The organism is Streptomyces sp. NPDC026246 (assembly GCF_055567995.1).
This window is the reverse complement of sequence record NZ_JBVHPJ010000004.1, coordinates 196,821-215,695: the sequence shown is the minus strand read 5'-3', so window position 1 is coordinate 215,695 and position 18,875 is coordinate 196,821. Positions and strand designations below refer to the sequence as shown.

General features: G+C 74.4%; 15 protein-coding genes. 8 read left to right on the top strand and 7 right to left on the bottom strand.

Going from position 1 to position 18,875, the window contains the following annotated elements:
* Positions 1–83: 83 nt before the first annotated feature.
* The gene (cds1, locus tag ACZ4M5_RS12910) at positions 84–1,208 is read left to right on the top strand and encodes an L-cysteine desulfhydrase Cds1 (RefSeq protein WP_467735942.1); all 1,125 of its coding nucleotides are present in this window, start codon (positions 84–86) and stop codon (positions 1,206–1,208) included.
* A gap of 590 nt (positions 1,209–1,798) precedes the next feature.
* On the opposite strand, the gene ACZ4M5_RS12905 is transcribed toward cds1, so the two are convergent.
* Positions 1,799–2,635, bottom strand: a complete 837-nt coding sequence (locus tag ACZ4M5_RS12905; protein WP_467735940.1) for a DeoR/GlpR family DNA-binding transcription regulator — start codon at positions 2,633–2,635, stop codon at positions 1,799–1,801.
* 290 nt (positions 2,636–2,925) lie between these two features.
* Between ACZ4M5_RS12905 and ACZ4M5_RS12900 the strand changes: the two genes are divergently transcribed.
* A complete protein-coding gene (locus ACZ4M5_RS12900) occupies positions 2,926–5,274 on the top strand; it encodes a hypothetical protein (RefSeq protein ID WP_467735938.1) in 2,349 nt (782 codons plus the stop codon).
* Positions 5,275–5,286: 12 nt separating this feature from the next.
* Here ACZ4M5_RS12900 and ACZ4M5_RS12895 read toward each other — a convergent pair whose 3' ends face one another.
* From ACZ4M5_RS12895 to ACZ4M5_RS12880, 4 genes are all read right to left on the bottom strand, one after another.
* Positions 5,287–7,728, bottom strand: a complete 2,442-nt coding sequence (locus ACZ4M5_RS12895) for a right-handed parallel beta-helix repeat-containing protein (protein ID WP_467735936.1) — start codon at positions 7,726–7,728, stop codon at positions 5,287–5,289.
* A 225-nt stretch (positions 7,729–7,953) separates the two neighbouring features.
* Positions 7,954–8,559 (bottom strand): Rv1733c family protein, encoded by a 606-nt coding sequence (locus ACZ4M5_RS12890; protein WP_467735934.1) that lies wholly within the window; start codon positions 8,557–8,559, stop codon positions 7,954–7,956.
* Positions 8,560–8,747: 188 nt separating this feature from the next.
* Positions 8,748–9,575 carry an MOSC domain-containing protein gene (locus tag ACZ4M5_RS12885; protein WP_467735932.1) on the bottom strand — a complete coding sequence of 276 codons (828 nt, stop codon included), beginning with the start codon at positions 9,573–9,575 and terminating at the stop codon, positions 8,748–8,750.
* Between the two features lie 42 nt (positions 9,576–9,617).
* A complete protein-coding gene (locus tag ACZ4M5_RS12880) occupies positions 9,618–10,046 on the bottom strand; it encodes a DUF6643 family protein (RefSeq protein ID WP_467735930.1) in 429 nt (142 codons plus the stop codon).
* Between the two features lie 296 nt (positions 10,047–10,342).
* On the opposite strand from ACZ4M5_RS12880, the gene ACZ4M5_RS12875 reads away from it, so the two are divergent.
* Positions 10,343–11,617, top strand: coding sequence for a TerD family protein (locus ACZ4M5_RS12875; protein WP_467736549.1), 1,275 nt, complete (start codon positions 10,343–10,345; stop codon positions 11,615–11,617).
* Positions 11,618–11,660: 43 nt separating this feature from the next.
* Here ACZ4M5_RS12875 and ACZ4M5_RS12870 read toward each other — a convergent pair whose 3' ends face one another.
* The gene (locus ACZ4M5_RS12870; RefSeq protein WP_467735928.1) at positions 11,661–12,854 is read right to left on the bottom strand and encodes a glycosyltransferase; all 1,194 of its coding nucleotides are present in this window, start codon (positions 12,852–12,854) and stop codon (positions 11,661–11,663) included.
* 39 nt (positions 12,855–12,893) lie between these two features.
* Between ACZ4M5_RS12870 and ACZ4M5_RS12865 the strand changes: the two genes are divergently transcribed.
* Both ACZ4M5_RS12865 and ACZ4M5_RS12860 read left to right on the top strand, forming a co-directional pair.
* Complete coding sequence (locus ACZ4M5_RS12865) at positions 12,894–13,679, top strand: glutamate racemase (protein ID WP_467735926.1); 786 nt, start codon at positions 12,894–12,896, stop codon at positions 13,677–13,679.
* Between the two features lie 96 nt (positions 13,680–13,775).
* Positions 13,776–14,330, top strand: coding sequence for a hypothetical protein (locus ACZ4M5_RS12860; protein ID WP_467735925.1), 555 nt, complete (start codon positions 13,776–13,778; stop codon positions 14,328–14,330).
* Between the two features lie 83 nt (positions 14,331–14,413).
* Here ACZ4M5_RS12860 and ACZ4M5_RS12855 read toward each other — a convergent pair whose 3' ends face one another.
* Positions 14,414–15,484 carry an O-antigen ligase family protein gene (locus ACZ4M5_RS12855; RefSeq protein WP_467735923.1) on the bottom strand — a complete coding sequence of 357 codons (1,071 nt, stop codon included), beginning with the start codon at positions 15,482–15,484 and terminating at the stop codon, positions 14,414–14,416.
* A 361-nt stretch (positions 15,485–15,845) separates the two neighbouring features.
* On the opposite strand from ACZ4M5_RS12855, the gene lnt reads away from it, so the two are divergent.
* The 3 genes from lnt to ACZ4M5_RS12840 all read left to right on the top strand — a co-directional run bounded on the left by lnt (position 15,846) and on the right by ACZ4M5_RS12840 (position 18,867).
* Positions 15,846–17,465 (top strand): apolipoprotein N-acyltransferase, encoded by a 1,620-nt coding sequence (gene lnt / locus ACZ4M5_RS12850; RefSeq protein WP_467735921.1) that lies wholly within the window; start codon positions 15,846–15,848, stop codon positions 17,463–17,465.
* Positions 17,466–17,532: 67 nt separating this feature from the next.
* Positions 17,533–18,012 carry an NUDIX hydrolase gene (locus tag ACZ4M5_RS12845; protein ID WP_467735919.1) on the top strand — a complete coding sequence of 160 codons (480 nt, stop codon included), beginning with the start codon at positions 17,533–17,535 and terminating at the stop codon, positions 18,010–18,012.
* Between the two features lie 54 nt (positions 18,013–18,066).
* The gene (locus ACZ4M5_RS12840) at positions 18,067–18,867 is read left to right on the top strand and encodes a 3-hydroxybutyrate dehydrogenase (protein ID WP_467735917.1); all 801 of its coding nucleotides are present in this window, start codon (positions 18,067–18,069) and stop codon (positions 18,865–18,867) included.
* The last annotated feature ends 8 nt before the right edge of the window (positions 18,868–18,875 follow it).

The window sequence follows — 18,875 nt, the reverse complement described above, 5'->3', positions numbered from 1 at the left end:
GGTGAGAAGCGTGCGCCGGGTGCTTATGATCGAGGTGTCGGCCGCGCGACGCGTCGACGGCGCGCAGCGTTAGGAGCACCCTCGTGAGCACCCCCCAGCAGATCCGCACCGGCGTGACCCTCGACGTCGACCACAGTGACGGCGCCTACCGCGCGTGGCTGAAAGAAGCCGTCCGCAGAGTGCAGGCCGACGCCAACCGCTCGGCCGACACGCACCTGCTGCAGTTCCCCCTGCCCGAGCAGTGGGGCATCGACCTGTACCTGAAGGACGAGTCGACCCACCCCACCGGAAGCCTCAAGCACCGGCTGGCCCGCTCCCTGTTCCTGTACGGCCTGTGCAACGGCTGGATCAGGCCGGACCGGCCCGTCATCGAGGCCTCCAGCGGCTCGACCGCCGTCTCCGAGGCGTACTTCGCGAAGCTGATCGGCGTCCCGTTCATCGCCGTCATGCCACGCACGACGAGCGCCGAGAAGATCCGCCTCATCGAATTCCACGCCGGCCGCTGCCACTTCGTGGACGACCCCCGCACGATGTACGAGGAGTCCGCCCGTCTGGCGGCCGAGACCGGCGGCCACTACATGGACCAGTTCACCTACGCCGAACGTGCCACCGACTGGCGCGGGAACAACAACATCGCCGAGTCCATCTTCCGCCAGCTGCGCCTGGAGCGGTTCCCGGAACCGGCCTGGATCGTCGCCACGGCGGGCACCGGCGGCACCTCGGCGACCCTGGCGCGCTACGTGCACTACATGCAGTACGACACGCGCGTGTGCGTCGCCGACCCGGAGAACTCGTGCTTCTTCGAGGGCTGGACCACCGGCGACCCGGACGTCACGTGCGACTGCGGCTCGCGCATCGAGGGCATCGGCCGGCCCCGGATGGAGCCGAGCTTCGTGCCCGGCGCGATCGACCGGATGATGAAGGTGCCCGACGCGGCCAGCGTCGCCGCCGTACGGGCACTGGAGCGGGTCATCGGCCGCAAGGCGGGCGGTTCCACCGGCACGGGCCTGTGGAGCGCGCTGAAGATCGTCGCGGAGATGGTGTCCGAGGGGCGGCGGGGCAGCGTCGTGACCCTGCTGTGCGACCCGGGGGACCGGTACCTCGACAAGTACTACTCGGACGCCTGGCTGGCTGCGCAAGGGCTCGACGTCGCGCCGTACAGCGAGGCGATCGACTCGCTGCTGGAGACCGGCGTCTGGCCCTGCTGAGACGGGCCGGCCCCTCCGGCGTGCCGGGGGCGCCGGAGGGGCGCACGCGGGGCGCACGCCGGCTCCGGTGAGGGTGCCCCGGGCGGGGCGGGGGCGGCCGGCGGGGCGACGCCGGCGCCTGCGATCGGCCCGGGGGCCTCCGCGTGACGCGTGGCCGTCGGTCGCCCGGCTGGCGGAGGGCCTGGTGCGCAGCCAGGGAACTGTCCGTGCGCTACCCGGTCGGGGGCCTTCGGTGTGGCCGGTGGGCGGTGTGTCGCCCTGTCGGCCGGGGGCCTTCCGGGCGACCGGGAACTGTCCGCCGCCTTACCCGGTCGGGTCTTCTGCGTGGCCGATGGGCGGTGTGTCGCCTTGTCGGCTGGTGGGCTCTCCGCACAACCGGGGAGCTGTCCGTCGCTCTATCCGGCCGAGGGCCTTCCGTATGACCGGGGAGCTGTCCGTCGCTCTATCCGGCCGAGGGCCTTCCGTATGACCGGGGACCTGTCCGTCGCTCCACCCGGCCTGGGCCTTCCGCTTGACCAGGAAGCCGTCCGTCGCCCCCACCGGCCGGAGGTCCTTCGCATTGGCCGGTCGGCGCTTCCGCCTCCGGCCGGTCAGGCGTCCTGGTCCCCGTCGGGCTCCGGCTCGCCGGCCACCACCAGCCGCCGCAGACGCTCCGTGACCACTCCGCGGGCCTCGTCCGGCAGCCCGGCGTCCGTCACCAGGGTGTCGATCTGCTCCAGCGCGGCGAACGAACTCAGCCCCACCTTGCCCCACTTGGTGTGATCCGCGACCACCACCACGCGCCGGGCCGACTGCACGAGCCGCCGGTTCGTCTCCGCCTCCGCGAGATTCGGCGTCGACAGCCCGGCCTCGACCGATATGCCGTGCACACCCAGGAACAGCAGGTCGAAGTGGAGCGCCGCGATGGCCTGGTCGGCCACCGGCCCCACCAGCGAGTCGGAGGGCGTACGCACACCACCGGTCAGCACCACCGTCGCCGCGCCCTGCCGCGGACCCGACGTGCGCTGCGCCGCGTGGAAGACGTCCGCGACCCGCACCGAGTTGGTGACCACCGTCAAGTCGGGCACGTCCAGCAGCTGCTGCGCCAGCGCGTAGGTCGTCGTGCCGCCCGACAGCGCGATGGCCGCGCCCGGCGCGACCAGCTTCGCCGCCGCCCGCGCGATGTCCTCCTTGGCGGTGAGCTCCAGGCCCGACTTGGCCTCGAAGCCCGGCTCGTGGGTGCTCGCCTCGATCACCGGGACCGCGCCGCCGTGCACCTTCTCCAGCACGCCCTGGCGGGCCAGCGCGTCGAGGTCGCGGCGGACCGTCATGTCCGACACACCGAGCTTGCGGGTGAGCTCGTTGACCCGCACACCGCCCCGGCGGCGCACCTCGTCGAGGATCAGGGATCGCCGCTGCTCCGCGAGGAGGTTCTGATTCTCACTCACGTACGCTCCGGTCCTTTCGCCTCAGTGCCGTCCGTCATGCTCCGCGCATCCCCGCCCACCAGGACATTTCCCCCGGGCTCCGGTGCGCGGACGCCCCATCCTCGCACGGCGGTGTCCGGACGGCGCCACCGACCACTGGTCGCATTCACGTCATCGAGGGCACCTCCTCCGCGTCACCCGCGTCACGGAACGGGGAGATTCCGTGACAGCAGGTGTAGGGCGCCGCGGGAGTGGAGATCCTGTGCCCGCACGGACAGAGCCGACGGCGCGTCACGGGGAAGTGCGTATCAGTGGAACGTGCGCAGGAACAGGCCTCGGCCGACGGACCCGGTGGATCCGGCGGCCCCGCGGAGCGGGCGGGGGAGACCGCCCTGGAACTGCTGGTCCACGGCGTGGGCGGCACCACGCCGCAGGAGATGCTCAACGACCCGCGAACGGTGCGCGTCACCGGCGACGACACGGCCGCCGTCTTCCGGCGCGCCGACGACGTGGACGCCGAGGACACCCCCGGCCGCCGCCGCGACGAACCGGTGCCCGAGGCCTACGTCTGGTGCAACCTCACCTCCGGCAACGGCATCCGCGCCCTGTGGCTCCTGCTGCTGCCGTTCATGGTCGTCAACCTCGCCCACTGGATGCGCCCCACCGCGCACGGCCGCCGCCGCCGCACCGTCCGGCTGTACGGCCTGCTGGTGCGGCTCACGGCGCTGACCCTGACGGTGCTGCTCGTCGCGGCGGCCTGCGAGGTCGCCCTGGACCTCGCGGCGTGGCAGTGCGCCGGCACCACCGCGTGCGCCGACCGCCACAGCTGGCTCGGCTTCCTGTCACCCACCGTCTCCGACGGCGGCTGGTGGAGCGCCCCCGGCCGCCGGCTCGCCCTGGCCGCCGCCGTCCCCACCGCCCTGACCGTCCTGCTGTGGTACCTGTCCCGGCGCACCTGGAACGACTACGAGTCCCACACGCCCGCAGCACGCGCCCCGGAGCCCGAGGAGGAGAGCGGACCGACCGCGCTCGCCCGGCCCGGCTTCTGGTACGGGCGCCGGCTGGTCGCCCGGCTGCGCGCCGCGCACACCGCCGCCGGGCTGGTCACGGTCGCCGCCGCCGTCGGCAGCGCCGCCGCACGCCACGACCGCGAGCCCGGCGGCCCGGCCGTGCTGCACCTGCTCGGCATGGCGCTGGAGGCGGCGCTCGCCGCGTGCGCCCTCGCCGTGGTCTGGGTGGTGTGCCGTCGGGGCCGCAGCGAGAACCGCCTCGACCGGGAACTCGACGAGCGCCACGTTCGGCGCCTGCCGCCCGTCGCGCTGGCCCTGCTCGCCCTCACCGTGCTCTACGCCGGCTGGGAGCGCCCGGGGTGGAGGTCGGAGGGCAGACTGCCCGGTGACACCACCTTCGGCATGATCGCCCTGGTCCAGGGCCTGCTCGTGATCTGCCTCGCCGTCGTCGCCCATGCCCTGCACCGCACCGACCCCGACCGCCGGGCCGTGCTGCGGGGCCTGGGCGGGCCGGCCGTGGCGATGCTCGCCTGCGCCCTGGGCGGGGTGATGTCCGGGGGCGTGTCCCAGCGCGTGGCCGACTGGCTGGACGGGACGGGCACGGTGATCGCCGGCCCGCCGGTGCTGCTGACCTGGCAGGCGTCCGTCATCCCGCCCCTGCTGGTGGTGCTAATGGGGCTGGTCGGCTGGCTGGCCCGGCGCGCCTGGCGCCTGGCCCGCGAGGAACGGGACGCCGTGGCGCGGGACTACCCCGACGAGGTCCAGGACCGTGCCCGCACCCGCCGTATCGCCTACATCCGCGCCATGGCCTCGCTCACCGACCGGGGACCCCGCGTCGTCGCCGTCGTCTCGGGCGTCACCCTGCTCCTCGGCGCGGGCGCCCTCGTGGGGGCGCTCGTCACCGACCGGACGCCCGGCGAGGCCGCACGGGGCACCTACCCCGTCGTCCACGGCGCCGCCGAGACCGCCGAGGCCCTCGGCTCCTGGCTCATCGGCCTCGGGTTCATCCTGTTCGTCACCTGGGGCCGGCGCGCCTACAAGGACGCCGCCGCCCGCCGCACCATCGGCATCCTGTGGGACGTCGGCACCTTCTGGCCGCGCGCCGCCCACCCGTTCGCCCCGCCCTGCTACGCCGAGCGCGCGGTGCCCGACCTCACCTGGCGCATCGCCACCTGGACCCGGGCCACCGGCGGCCGCCTGGTCATCTCCGGGCACTCGCAGGGCAGCGTGCTCGCCGCCGCCGCGGCCTGGCAACTGGCCCCGTCCGCCCGCAGGAGGGTCGCACTGCTCACCTACGGCTCACCGCTGGAACGGCTGTACGGCCGCTGGTTCCCGGCGCACTTCGGGCCCGCCGCGCTCGGCTCCCTGCACCGCGAGGTCGACTGCTGGCGCAACCTGTACCGGCTCACCGACCCCATCGGCGGCCCGGTGCGCCTGTCCGGCGACGGCGGACCCGCCGTCGACCACGCCCCGTTGAAGGACCCCCTGGCCTACGGCCGCACCGCCCGGCTGCCGCTGCCCGCGCCGATCCTCGGCCACTCCGACTACCGGGCCGACCCGGTCTTCGCCGAGGAGCGGCACAAGCTGCTGAGCCGGCTCACGCCGGCCGTTCCCCCGCCCCGCGAGACCCCCGAGCCGCCGGCCGCCTAGGCCGGCGCGGGCTCACACCACCTCGGGCAGGTCCTCCGCGTACAGCAGTGTCAGGTCGTCGGTGGTGGGCTCGGCGACCTGGGCGACCCGGCTCGCGTGCCGCTCCACCATCGCCTCGAACGTCTGCCGTGCCGTACGGCCGTTGCCGAACGCCGGGCCCTTGGGCAGGTCGGAGAAGTACGTCAGCAGCGCCTGCGCGGCGCCCGGCGCCAGCCGGTACTCGTGCTCCTCCGCCTGCTGCTCCACGATCCGCAGCAGGTCCTGCGGGCCGTAGTCGCTGAAGGTGATGGTCCGTGAGAAGCGGGAGGCGACACCGGGGTTGACCGACAGGAAGTGCTCCATCTCGGCGGTGTAGCCCGCGACGATCACCACGACCGCGTCGCGGTGGTCCTCCATCAGCTTCACCAGCGTGTCGATGGCCTCCTTGCCGAAGTCGCGGCCCGCGTCCTGCGGGGAGAGCGCGTACGCCTCGTCGATGAACAGCACGCCGCCGCGGGCCTTCTCGAACGCCTCCTGCGTGCGGATCGCCGTGGAGCCGATGTGCTCGCCCACCAGGTCGACCCGGGACACCTCCACCAGGTGGCCCTTGTCCAGCACACCGAGGGAGGCGAGGATCTCGCCGTACAGCCGGGCCACCGTCGTCTTGCCGGTGCCGGGGGAGCCGGTGAAGACCAGGTGACGCTTGACCGACGCGGCCTTGAGCCCGGCCTGCATCCGGCGCCGGCCCACCTCGATCATGTCGGTGAGGGCGCGCACCTCCCGCTTGACGCTCTCCAGGCCGACCAGCGCGTCGAGTTCCCCGAGGACGTCCTTGGAGCTGCGGGCGGGCCGCTCGGCCGGTGCCTGATCAGCCGGGGCGGGGGCCGCCGGTTCGGCGCGCGGACCGGGGACCGCGCCGAGCAGACCGGGGGAGTGCTCCGCCGTCTGCACCGCCGTCTCCGGCACCGCGGACGCCCGCAGGGCCGCGCTCTCGTCGCTCGTGCAGTCCTCGACCACCGGTCCCGCCGCGGACGCCGGGTCGGCGCCGCTGTCGGCGAACTCGTAGCCGCCCCGCGCGCACCGCTCCGTGCGGCACTTGCGCAACGTCGTACGGCTGCCGTCGATCACGTGGAAGCCGTAACCGCCGCTGCCCGTCACCCGGCAGTTCAGGAAGCTGCCCCGGCCCCCGGCCGAGACGTAGACGCCGGCCTCCGCCGGGGAGTCGACCGTGCAGCGCTCCACCGCCGGATCGGCGCCCTTGGTGACGATCACTCCGGTCTGGGTGCCCGACAGCGTGCAGTTGCTCAGCGTGCCGCCGCTGCCGTGGTCGCGGAACCAGGCGCCCGTGGCCGCGTCCCGGATGCGGCAGTCGTCGAGCTGCGCGGTCGCGCCGTCGCTCACCGACACGGCCGTGTTGCGCACCTGCGACAGGTCGCTGTCCACGACGTCGGCGCGCGAGCCCCGGTCCAGCACGAACAGGGCGTCCGGCACGTCGTGCACGCGGCAGGACTCCAGGACCGCCGTGGCGCCGTCGCTGACCCACACCGCCGGGTAGTCACCCGTGCTGTCGAAGATCTCGCACTGGTTGGCGTCCACACGGGTGCCCGGGTCCCACACCGACAGGCCGTTGCGCCCGAACTGCCGCACCGTCGTGCGGGTCAGCGTGAGGACGGAGCGCGAGCGCAGGTCGACCGCGTTCTCCGGGATGTCGTGGATGCGGCAGTCGGCGAGGGTCAGCACCGCGTCCGTGTCGAGGGTGACCCCGTCGGCCGCCGTGCGGTGCACGTCGCAGTCGGTGAGGTGGGCCGTGGCCCGGCCGGTGATCTGCACCCCGCTGCCGCGGACCTCGTAGATCTCGCAGCCCACCGCCTCCAGCGCGGAGTTCTCCCCGGTCGCCGACAGCCCCGGCCCCGACGCGTGGTGCACACGGCAGCGCTCCAGACGGGGGTGGGCGCCGCCGCGCACGGCTACTCCGGCCTGGCCGGCCGCGACGACCTCGCACTCCTCGAACACCCCGCCCGCGCCGTCGACCACGGCGATGCCGACGCCCGCCGGGTTGTCCACCGCACAGCGGCGCACCGTCGGCCGGGCGCTGCCGCGCACCTCTATCCCGGCCGCCGACCGCGTCACGATCCGTACGTCCCGCAGCTCCGGCGTGCCCTCCTCCACCAGCACGGCCGGGGCGGTCGCGTCCTGGCCCTCCACGTGCAGGTCGTGCACCACGGCGGAGGCGCGCACGGTCAGCGGCACCCCGTCCACGGGGGCGATCCGTACCGAGCCCGGGGAGTTGTCCGGCCCGCGCAGGGTGATCGCGCGCTGCAGGACGAGGTTCTCCCGGTAGGTGCCCGGCGCGACGGTCAGCACGTCCCCGTCGGCCGCCGCCTCCAGGGCCGCGGCGAGCGATGCGTACTCCCCCGTGCGGCGCCGCCACCGCGAGGTACCGGTGTGCGTCACCTGGACCGTGCCCTGTGCCATGGTGTAGCTGTGCCCCCACCTCGGTCGTACTGATGGCTCGTTCGCCTTCGGGACGCCTCCTCCGGTGCCGCCGCGACCGGGCCCGGCCCGGGGGCCCGGTCGCGCACGCGGTATCGGCACCGGCGCGCCCTTCCTGCTCGCTCGCGCGCGGGTTGTGCCGAACGGGTTCGGCCGGACCACCGTAGCGTGCGCGCGGGTGGTGGGTTGACCGGAGCCGGAAGGCCGTCAGCTGCCGGTGCCCGTCCTGCCCCAGTCCGGGCCCGCCCTGTCCCACTCCTGGTCCCAACGCGCGTACCGGCGGCGGACCATGCGCCACACGACGACCCGTCTGCCGGCCTCGACGACGGCGCCCGTCAGCAGGGATGCGCCCACGCCGGCGAGGACCGCGTGCGTCGAGGCCGTCGCGGCGTCGAGGGGGCGGGCCACCAGCAGGCCGTGCCGGTCGGTCCATATCGCGAAGCGTTCGCCCTGCTCCGGGTCCCTGAGGCTCGCCAGGACGGTCCCGCGGTGCGCCGTGCCGTCCGGTGCCGTCCACTCGGCGAGGACGCGGGTGCGCAGGTCGCGGCCCGAGGAGGTCTCCGGGTCGGCGTCCAGCAGGGAGCGGTCGAGCGCGCGGACCACGGTCGCCGTCACCGCGTGGCGGGCTTCGTGCTGGGCTCGGACGGAGCGCTGCAGGGCGTCCTGGGCGGCGCCCCCGGCGACCGCGCCGGCCACGGGCGCGGCCACGAGGATGAGCAGCAGGGCGGTCAACGCGAGCCAGGCTTCGGCCAGATCGGTCGGACGGCACAGCGGGTTGCGCCGCCAGCGCCACAGTCCGCTGATCGCTCGCACGGCCCGCACCCCCTTCCCGCTCCGGGACGGCCCCGCGCGGCCGTCCACGCCCGGTCCCGCGCGCGGAAGGCTCTCCTCGTCACCCCGCGCCGGGCCCTCTCATGAATTTCTCACACAAGGCCAACGCCCGGGCCGCGGGGCCGGTTCCCGTCCCGCCCGGGAGGCCCGGCCCGAGCGGCGCGCGACCGCTACGCGAGGATCCGGACGGGGTCGCCGACGCGGAGGGTGCCCCGGGACAGCGGGACCAGGTTCTGCCCGAAGACGAGCTTGCCGTCGAGGCGGCGGTGCAGACCGAGGGTGTGCAGCGGCTCCCGGCCGCGGTCGCCGGTGCCCTGGTCGGTGGTGGTCACCACACAGCGCCCGCAGGGCTTGGCGACGCGGAACTCCACCTCGCCGACGGCCAGTCGCGACCAGCCGTCCTCGGCCCAGGCCGGCGTGCCCGACACGACGACGTTCGGCCGGAAGCGGTCCATCGGCAGCGGGCCCTCCAGCGCGTGTTCCCCTTGCGCGATCGACGTGTTGAGGGCGTCGAGGGAGGAGGTGGTGGTGAGCAGCAGCGGAAAGCCGTCGGCGAAGGAGACGGTGTCGCCGGGACGTGCGTACTCCGGCGCGACGGGGCGGCGCGTCGCCGGGTCGTCCATGTGCACCAGGCGCGCGCCGACGCCGAGGTAGGAGCTCCACCAGGCGTGCGCGTCGGTGCCGTCGGCCGGGACCGCCTCGACCTTGTCGCGGAAGATCTCCATCGCCACCGTGCCCGGGGCCCGGGGGACGGGCACCGTCAGCGGCTCCATCCCGGGCGCGGACAGCCGGACGCCGCCACCGGGCAGCAACTCGGCGGCGGCGAGGGCGAGGCGGGGCAGCCGGCGCTGGGTGAGGACCTTTCCCCCGTGGTCCACCACGGCCCAGCGCCGGTCGCCGGCCAGCCCCCAGGGCTCCACGACGGCCTCACCGGGCGCGAGGCCCCGGACCGCCTTGACCGGGTGGACGTGGATCGAGTGCAGGTGAGCGTTCCCCATGGGGCCATCGTGCCAGCAGGCGCCGACGGCCCAGGGGGCGGCTCAGTACCCGCGGTACTGCTGGCTCTGGTACGGGTCCTGGTAGGGCGCCGGGGCGGGCCGCGGAGCCGCGGGGCGCATCGCCTCGTACCCCGCGGGCGCCACGGGGCGCGGCTGCTGCGGATGCGGGCCGGGATAACCGCGCGGTGCGGTGGCCTGCTGCGGGATGTACGCCGCGGGCGCCTGCTGCAGCGGGGCCGGCTGCTGCGCCTGCGGATAGCCGTAGGCGTGCTGGGAGGGGGCTGCCGGGAGGGCGGGCAGCGCCGAGGGCAGGGCGGGGAGGTTGCCGCCCGGCATGTCGTACTGAGCGGGGACCCGGATCGGGGCGATCTGCGGGGTGCCCCGCTCGGCGACGAGCCTGTCGTAGATCGGGGTGTCCGGGAAGGAGGCGGAGTAGTAGCCGCCGCCATAGGTGGAGCGGGGGGAGGTCATGGCACATAAGTTAAGCCCACGATGTGCTGGTTGGGGAGACCGATAAGAGGGTTGTTTTGCGTGCCCGCAGTGACCCGGGATCCCCAATGCGAGCGAACTCGGCAAAAAAGGACGCCGAACGGCGGGTGGGTCGTGTAAAGGCCGAGTTCCAGGCGGGTTACCGGCGGTTGACCCTCAGTGTTTCCACGAGCGTGCATGGGAGTTCGCGGCGATCAGGAATAGGTTGTGCGGACGGAACTCGACGGGCGCCCGGGATGTGCCCGGCGCAATGATCGGCAATGGGGGCGGACATGAACATGACGAAGGGGTCGAACGCTCCGGTGCCCACCGGGGAACTGCGGGTCGAATTGGGCTGGCGCAGCGGCCCGGGAGTCCCCGACGCCGACGCCTCCGCCCTGCTGCTGGTCGGCGGGAAGGTCCGCTCGGACGCGGACTTCGTCTTCTACAACCAGCCCGCGCACTCCTCCGGGGCCGTCCGGCACGAGGGCAAGCGTGACGCCGCCGGTCAGGTGACGGACACGCTTCTCGTCGACCTCGCGCGCGTGGAGCCCGCCATCGAGACGATCGTCCTCGCCGCCTCCGCGGACGGCGGCACCTTCGGGCAGGTACCGGGCCTGTACATCGAGGTCCGGGACGCGGGCGCGGGCACCACCGTCGCCCGCTTCGACAACCCGGGCGCCGGCACCGAGACCGCCTTCGTGCTGGGCGAGTTCTACCGACGCCAGGGCGCCTGGAAGTTCCGTGCCGTGGGACAGGGCTACAGCAGCGGCCTCGAGGGACTGGCCACGGACTACGGCATCACGGTGGACGAGCCCCAGCAGGCGGCCCCGGCCCCCGCCCCTGCTGCCGCCGCGCCCTCGCCTCCCGCACCACCGGTGACCGCGCCGCCCACCACCCCGCCCCCGCCCGCCGCGCCCCCGGCGCCCGAGCCCGTCCGCCTCACCAAGGTCACGCTCACCAAGAACGCCCCCTCCGTCTCGCTCACCAAGCAGGGCGGCACCTCCGGCGCCCTGCACGTGAACCTCAACTGGGAGGTGCGCAAGCAGTTCTCGGGATGGAGCAGCAAGTTCGGCCGCCCCACCGCCCTGCACTCCGACCTCGACCTCGACCTGTGCGCCCTGTACGAACTCGCCGACGGCAGCAAGGGCGTCGTCCAGGCCCTCGGCAACGCCTTCGGGGCACTCGACCGGCCGCCGTTCATCCACCTCGACGGCGACGACCGCACCGGCGCTGCGGCGTCCGGCGAGAACCTCACCGTCAATCTCGACCACAAGCACCTCTTCCGGCGCATCCTCGTCTTCGTCACCATCTACGAGGGCGCCCGCTCCTTCGCCGACCTGCACGCCACGGTCACGCTCCGGCCCCAGCACGGGGCGCCCATCGACTTCTCCCTCGACGAGTGCACGGTCCCCTCCCTCGTGTGCGCGCTGGCGCTGATCACCAACACCGGCGGGGACCTGGTCGTCCAGCGGGAGGCGCGCTACCTGGTGCCCGAGCGGGGCGTCAGCCCGCAACGGACCGTCGACTACGCCTACGGGTGGGGCATGAACTGGACCCCCGGCAGGAAATGACGCCCCGGGGGACAGGACAGGACGTGGCGGCCCGGGGAAGCCGTCAGCCCTCGTCCGGCACGGCCTGCGGGCGCGCGTAGGTGCGGCCCTTCCAGGCCGCACCGCGCCCCCGGTAGTGCTGCACCGCCGAGTCGACCGTCATGAGGAGATAGAGGAACGCGGTGAACGGCAGCAGCGGGGCGAGCCACCAGGGCTGCCCGTAATGGCGGAGCATCGGCACATACGTCCCCGCCATGATCAGCCAGGCGAGGCCGCCCGCGACCGCAGCGGCCGTACTGCCCGCCGCCACACCGACGGCCAGGGCGGCCGGCGGCACGAGGTACACCAGCGCCAGCCCGGCGACCGTCCCCGCCAGCACCACGGGGTTGTGCCGCAACTGGGCGTAGGCGCTGCGGGACACCATCCGCCACAGGTCGTGCAGCCGCGGGTACGGCCGCACGCTGTCCACGCGGTCCGCCAGCCCCAGCCATACCCGGCCACCCGCGCCCTTCACGGCCCGCGCGAGCGCCACGTCGTCGATCACCGCGTGCCGGATGGCGTCCGGGATCCCCGCCCGCGCGGCTGCGTCCGCCCGCAGCAGCACGCAGCCACCGGCCGCGGCCGCCGTGCGGGTGCCCCGCCGGCCGATCCGGCGGAACGGGTAGAGCTGCGCGAAGAAGTACACGAACGCCGGCACCACGAGCCGCTCCCAGACGCTCTCCACCCGCAGCCGCGCCATCTGCGACACGACGTCGAACCCGCCGGAGCCGGCCGCCGCCACCAGTGCGCGCAGACTGTCCGGCGCGTGCGCGATGTCGGCGTCCGTGAGCAGCAGGTACTCGGGATCACGCGCGCGTGCCAGCGCCATCCCGTGGCGGACGGCCCACAGCTTGCCGGTCCAGCCCGCGGGCGGCTCCCCGGGGGAGGCGACGGTCAGCGGCAGCCCGCCGTGCCGCCGCGCCAGCCCGCGCGCCAGCTCGCCGGTGCCGTCCGTGCTGCCGTCGTCGACGAGGAAGATCTCCGCCCGCCCCGGATAGTCCTGCCCCAGCAGCGACGGCAGCGCGGTGGGCAGCACGGCGGCCTCGTCACGGGCCGGGACCACGACGCACACCGGCGGCCACACCTCCGGGTCCCGCCGCGGCGGCAGGCGCACGTCCGTGCGCCAGAAGAAGCCCTGGCAGAGCAGCAGCCACAACCAGGCGAGCAGTGATCCAGCGGCAGTCCACACAACGGCGCTCACGCGCGCAGTCTGCCCCACGGCACCGGCCCGAAGCGGCTCATCGTCTATCGTGATCGGGTGAAGATCGCGCTCATGGACTCCGGAATCGGTCTGCTGGCGGCCACCGCCGCGGTACGGCGGCTGCGCCCCGACGCCGATCTCGTGCTCTCCCTGGACCCGGACGGCATGCCGTGGGGCCCGAGGACGCCGGAGGACCTGACCGGTCGCGCCCTCGCCGTCGCCGAAGCGGCTGCCGCACGCCGCCCCGACGCCCTCATCGTCGGCTGCAACACCGCGACCGTGCACGCCCTGACCGCCCTGCGCGCCCGCCTCGAACCGCAGCTCCCGGTCATCGGCACCGTGCCCGCGATCAAGCCGGCCGCGGCCGGTGGCGGCCACCTCGCCATCTGGGCCACCCCGGCCACCACCGGCAGCCCCTACCAGCGGAACCTGATCAGGGACTTCGCCGGCGGGGTGCCCGTCACCGAGGTGCCCTGCTGGGGCCTGGCCGAGGCCGTGGAACACGCAGACGAGGCGGCGATCGACACCGCGGTCTCCGCCGCCGCCGCCCTCACGCCCGAGGAGGTGACCACCGTCGTCCTGGGCTGCACCCACTACGAACTGGTCGCCGAGCGCATCCGGGCCGCCGTCCAGCGTCCCGGCCGCCCGCCCCTGGTGCTGCACGGCTCCGCCGGTGCCGTGGCCGCCCAGGCCCTGCGCCGGCTCGGGGAACAGCCCGCCCCGGACGCCGCGCCCGACGGCACCCTCACCGTGCTGCTCAGCGGCCGCGAGGGCGCACTGCCCGGGCCCGCCCTGGCGTACGCCGAGGGCCGACTGCTGCAGGCGGTCACGCCCGCGCGCTGAGGGGCGCGGTGCGCTGCGCGGACAGGACCCCCGGCCGGCGCAGTCACCCTCCGCCACCAGGTACCGACCCAGCGAAACCTGAGTAACCTCGATGGCATGAGGGACCACCCCCACGGCGAGAACGCCACCCATCGGTACCCCGACGTCTGGACCGGTCGTGCGACCAACCGGGTCCAGTGGCTGCTGGCGCTCGCGGGTGCCGCCTGCCTCGCCCTGGGCATCGCGCTGGCCGTGGACTCGGCGTGGAAGTCCGGGATCGCCCCGCTCGTGATGGCCGTCGTCGGGTGCATCGCCGCCGGTCTGCTGGTCCTGTTCGGGACGCTCGCCTTCGTGCACGTCGCCCTCCGCGTCGACGAGGACCACCTGGAGGTCCGCTGCGGCCACATGGGACTGCCCCGTCGGCGCATCCCCCTCTCCCAGGTCGTCGGCGCCACGTACACCTCGCACGTCACTCCTCGGCACTGGGGCGGCTGGGGCTACCGGTGGCGGCCGGAGATGGGGACGGCGGTGGTCGTGCGGCGCGGCGAGGGCGTGGTGCTGGAACTGTGGGACGGCCACACGTTCACGGTCACCGTCGACGACGCGGAGGCGGCCGTGCGGGTCATCGAGGAGCGGCTGCGACCCGGCAAGCCGGGAGCGGCCGCGCACTGACGTGTGAGGGCTCGGCCGCGAGTCCGCGGCCGAGCCCGCGCAGCGGGACCGATGGGGAGCCGTGGCCGGAACCCGCAGCGCCGTCAGGCGGCCGCGTGTCCCGCGTCCTGTGCGCGCGGCTCCGCCGTACGGCTCGCCGGACCGGCCGGCAGGGGGCGCGCCGTGGCCATGCCCGCCAGCAGGCCCGCACCCACCGAGACGGCGGTGAAACTGAGCGCGTTGCCCAGCGCCGCGATCGTGGCCAGTGCCGTCAGGGCCGCGCCCGCCGTGAGCGCCACCGGCGTGGGACGCGGACCCCGCCACAGCGCGTAGAGCACCCAGCCGAACGCCGCCACCAGCAGGACCACGCCGACGACGCCCTGCTCGGCCGCCTGCTGCAGTGCCGCGGAGTGCGGCCTGCCGTCGGACGGCAGCGAGTGGGCCGACGTCGCGCTCAGCTCCCCGAAGCGGCCGGGCCCGGCGCCCAGGACCGGCTCCTCGGCCAGCAGACGCCACGCGTCCTGCCACAGCTCCACCCGGTGCGGGGTGAGCCGCTCCTCGACGGCACCGCCCGAACCGCTCGGCACGGCCCGCGCGGCGACCGACCAGGTCAGCCCCGTCACCAGGACGGCGACCGCGGCCAGCACGGCCAGGGCGGCACCGCGGTGCGGGGTGCGGCCGGCGGCCAGCGAGCAGAGCAGCACGGCCGCGCAGGCCACGCACCCGACGGTGGAGCCGAGGAGGGCCGCAAGCAGGGCGGCACCGGCCGCGAGCAGCCGCAGGGCGAACCGCACGGCCGGGCGGGAGGTTCCCCAGGCGGCGCAGCACGCGGCACCGGCCGAGAGCGTCAGCACGGCGGCGGTGGCCCCGGCGTGTCCCAGGGGCGCGCCGATCTGCGGACCGGGGGCGAGGTGCGGCACGGCCAGGGTCAGCGCGACGCCTGCCAGGGCCGCGGCCACGGGCGCGCCGACCGGCACCACGGCTCCGCCGATCCGGCCCGCCGCGTACCCGGCCGCGACCGCCAGCACCGCGAGGAGCACGCCCTCGGGCCGGCCGTCGTGCGCGGCAGCCGTGATCAGGGACCAGCCGGCGCAGGCCCCGAGCACCACCACACCGGCGGCGTCCGCCGCGCTGCGTCTCTCACCGTCCGCGCCCGCACCGGACGCGGACGCCATCCCGCTGGAACCCACCCCGCACGCCCCCCGGCGCCCCTAGCCCCTGACCTGTGAAGACCTCGTCCGGACGACCGCTGCGGGCCGCACGACGGAGGCTTCGGCACACGGTAATGGCTGGTGAAGGATTTGGGGATGCGCCGTGACGAAATGAACAAGACCGGTGCCGCGGACACGAGACGGGGCGGGGCGGCAGGAGGCCCGCACGGGCGCGGGACGTCGGCGGGGGGTCGGTGATCTCGTCGTGCCGGCCCCCGGGGGCCGGATGCTCCCGCGAGGGGCCAAGGATCTGCGGGATGGTGTGCCTCCCGGGCGCCGTGGACTGTGCTGTCGGCTGCGACACGACACGCCGTACACTCCGGACGTGACCGTCACCGCAACATCCGTCGGCGAGTCGGACCGGCTGGAGCCGCGTGTCGCGCCCGGCGCCCGGACGTGGAGCCGCCGGCTCGCACGTCTCGTCCCGGCCGCCGCAGCCGCCCTCGCCGGACTGCTCCTCTACGTCAGCTTCCCGCCCCGCACCCTGTGGTGGCTGGCCCTGCCTGCCTTCGCCGTGCTCGGCTGGGTGCTGCGCGGCCGGGGGTGGAAGGCCGGACTCGGTCTCGGTTACCTCTTCGGACTCGGATTCCTGCTGCCGCTGCTGGTGTGGACCGGGGTGGAGGTCGGGCCCGGGCCGTGGCTCGCCCTGGTGGCCATCGAGGCGCTGTTCGTCGGCGCGGTCGGTGCCGGTGTGGCCGCCGTGTCGAAGCTGCCGGGCGCGCCCGTGTGGGCCGCCGCCGTGTGGATCGCCGGAGAGGCGGCACGCGCGCGTGTGCCCTTCGAGGGCTTCCCCTGGGGAAAGGTCGCCTTCGGCCAGGCGGACGGGGTGTTCCTGCCGCTCGCCGCGGTGGGCGGCACCCCCGTGCTCGGCTTCGCGGTCGCCCTGTGCGGCTTCGGCCTGTACGAGGCCGTCCACGTGGCCGTCACCCGGCGGAGGACCGGTGAGGTGCGGCGGGCCGCGGCGGTTGTGGGCCTGCTCAGCCTGGCCGTGCCCGTGGTGGGCGCCGTGGCGGCGCGGCCCCTGGTGAGCGACCGGGCCGAGGACGGCCACGTGACCGTGGCGGTCATCCAGGGCAACGTGCCCCGGGCCGGCCTGGAGTTCAACGCCCAGCGGCGCGCCGTGCTCGACTACCACGCCCGCGAGACGCACCGCCTGGCCGCCGAGGTCCGGGCAGGCAAGGTGGCCCGGCCCGACTTCGTGCTGTGGCCGGAGAACTCCTCCGACATCGACCCCTTCGCCAACGCCGACGCCCGGGCGGTCATCGACGGAGCGGCCAAGGCCGTCGGCGTGCCGATCTCGGTCGGCGGCGTCGTCGAACGGGACGGCCGGCTGTACAACGAGCAGATCCTCTGGGACCCGGCCGAGGGACCCGTCGACACCTACGACAAGCGCCAGATCCAGCCCTTCGGCGAGTACCTGCCGCTGCGCCCGCTCATCGGCGCGATCAACAAGAGCTGGACGGAGATGGTCCGCCAGGACTTCACCCGCGGCACCGAACCGGGCGTGTTCACCCTGCACGGCGCCAAGGTCGGCCTGGTCACCTGCTACGAGGCCGCCTTCGACTGGGCGGTGCGGTCCGAGGTCACGGACGGCGCCCAGATGATCTCCGTGCCGTCCAACAACGCCACCTTCGACCGCAGCGAGATGACCTACCAGCAGCTCGCCATGTCCCGGGTCCGCGCGGTGGAGCACAGCCGGACCGTGGCGGTGCCGGTGACCAGCGGCGTCAGCGCCTTCATCATGCCCGACGGGACGATCACCCGGAAGACCGGCATGTTCGTGGCCGACTCGCTGGTGCAGAAGGTGCCGCTCCGGTCCTCGCAGACCCCGGCCACCCGGCTCGGAGTCCTGCCGGAGATCGCGCTCGTGCTGGTCGCGGCCGGCGGACTCGGCTGGGCCGCCGCCACCGCCCTGCGCGGGCGGCGACGCGCCGGTGACGCGTAGCCGTACGCCCGGCGCACACCGCCCCGAACCGGCCGGGACGTCGAGGCCGGCCGCTTAGGGTCGGGGCATGGCTACTCCCGACTTCATCCGCACGCTCCGCGCCTCGGCCGGCCACCAACTGCTCTGGCTCCCCGGTGTCACCGCCCTCGTTTTCGACGACGAGGGCAGGGTGCTGCTCAACCGGCGGGCCGACACCCGCAGGTGGTCCGTGCTCGGCGGCATCCCCGACCCGGGGGAGCAGCCCGCGGCCTGCGCGGTCCGGGAGGTGTACGAGGAGACGGGCGTGCACTGCGTCGCCGAACGGGTCGTCCTGGTCCAGGCGCTGCAGCCCGTCACCTACGGGAACGGCGACATCTGTCAGTACATGGACATCACCTTCCACTGCCGAGCCGTCGGCGGTGAGGCCCGGGTCAACGACGACGAGTCGCTGGACGTGGCCTGGTTCGCCATCGACGCCCTGCCCGCACTGGACGACTTCGGGCTGTTCCGGATCAAGCAAGCCCTGTCTGACGGCCCCACATGGTTCGAGCCCACCTCTGCGGGGTGAAGTGTGGGGTCTGACCACATGTGGTGAGGCGTGGGCGCTGCCTAGGGTCGAGGCATGACCGCGTCCCGTGCCCTCATGGCTCCCCACGCCTCCCCGCTCGACCTGGGCGGCCGCACCGCCCTCGTCACCGGCGCCGCCGGCGGCATCGGCCGTGCCTGCGCGCTGCGGCTCGCGGCCGCCGGAGCCAAGGTGAGAGCCGTCGACCGGGACGCCGCCGGTCTGGAACGGCTCGCCGAACAGGGCCGCGGCCTGGCGGGCACCGTCGAAGCGCACGTCCTCGACCTCACCGACCTGGACGCGGCGGAACTCGCCGCCGCGGGCACCGACGTCCTCGTCAACAACGCGGGGATCCAGCTCGTGCGCCCCCTGGAGGACTTCCCGCCCGACGTCTTCCACACGGTGCTGACGGTGATGCTGGAGGCGCCGTTCCGGCTCATCCGCGGCGCCCTTCCCCACATGTACGGACAGGGCTGGGGCCGCATCGTCAATGTGTCGTCCGTCCATGGGCTGCGCGCCTCTGCCTACAAGTCGGCGTATGTGGCAGCCAAACATGGGCTGGAAGGGCTCTCCAAGACGGCGGCGCTGGAGGGCGCCGCCCATGGAGTCACCTCGAACTGTGTGAACCCGGGCTATGTGCGCACCCCACTGGTCGAGCAGCAGATCGCGGACCAGGCGCGGGCGCACGCCATCCCCGAGGAGCGGGTGCTGTCCGAGGTGCTGCTGCAGGACAGTGCGGTCAAGCGCCTGATCGAACCGGAGGAGGTCGCCGAGGCCGTGGCGTACTTGTGCGCACCGCAGGCGTCCTTCGTGACCGGCACCTCGCTCGTGCTCGACGGCGGCTGGACCGCCCACTGAGGGCCGGG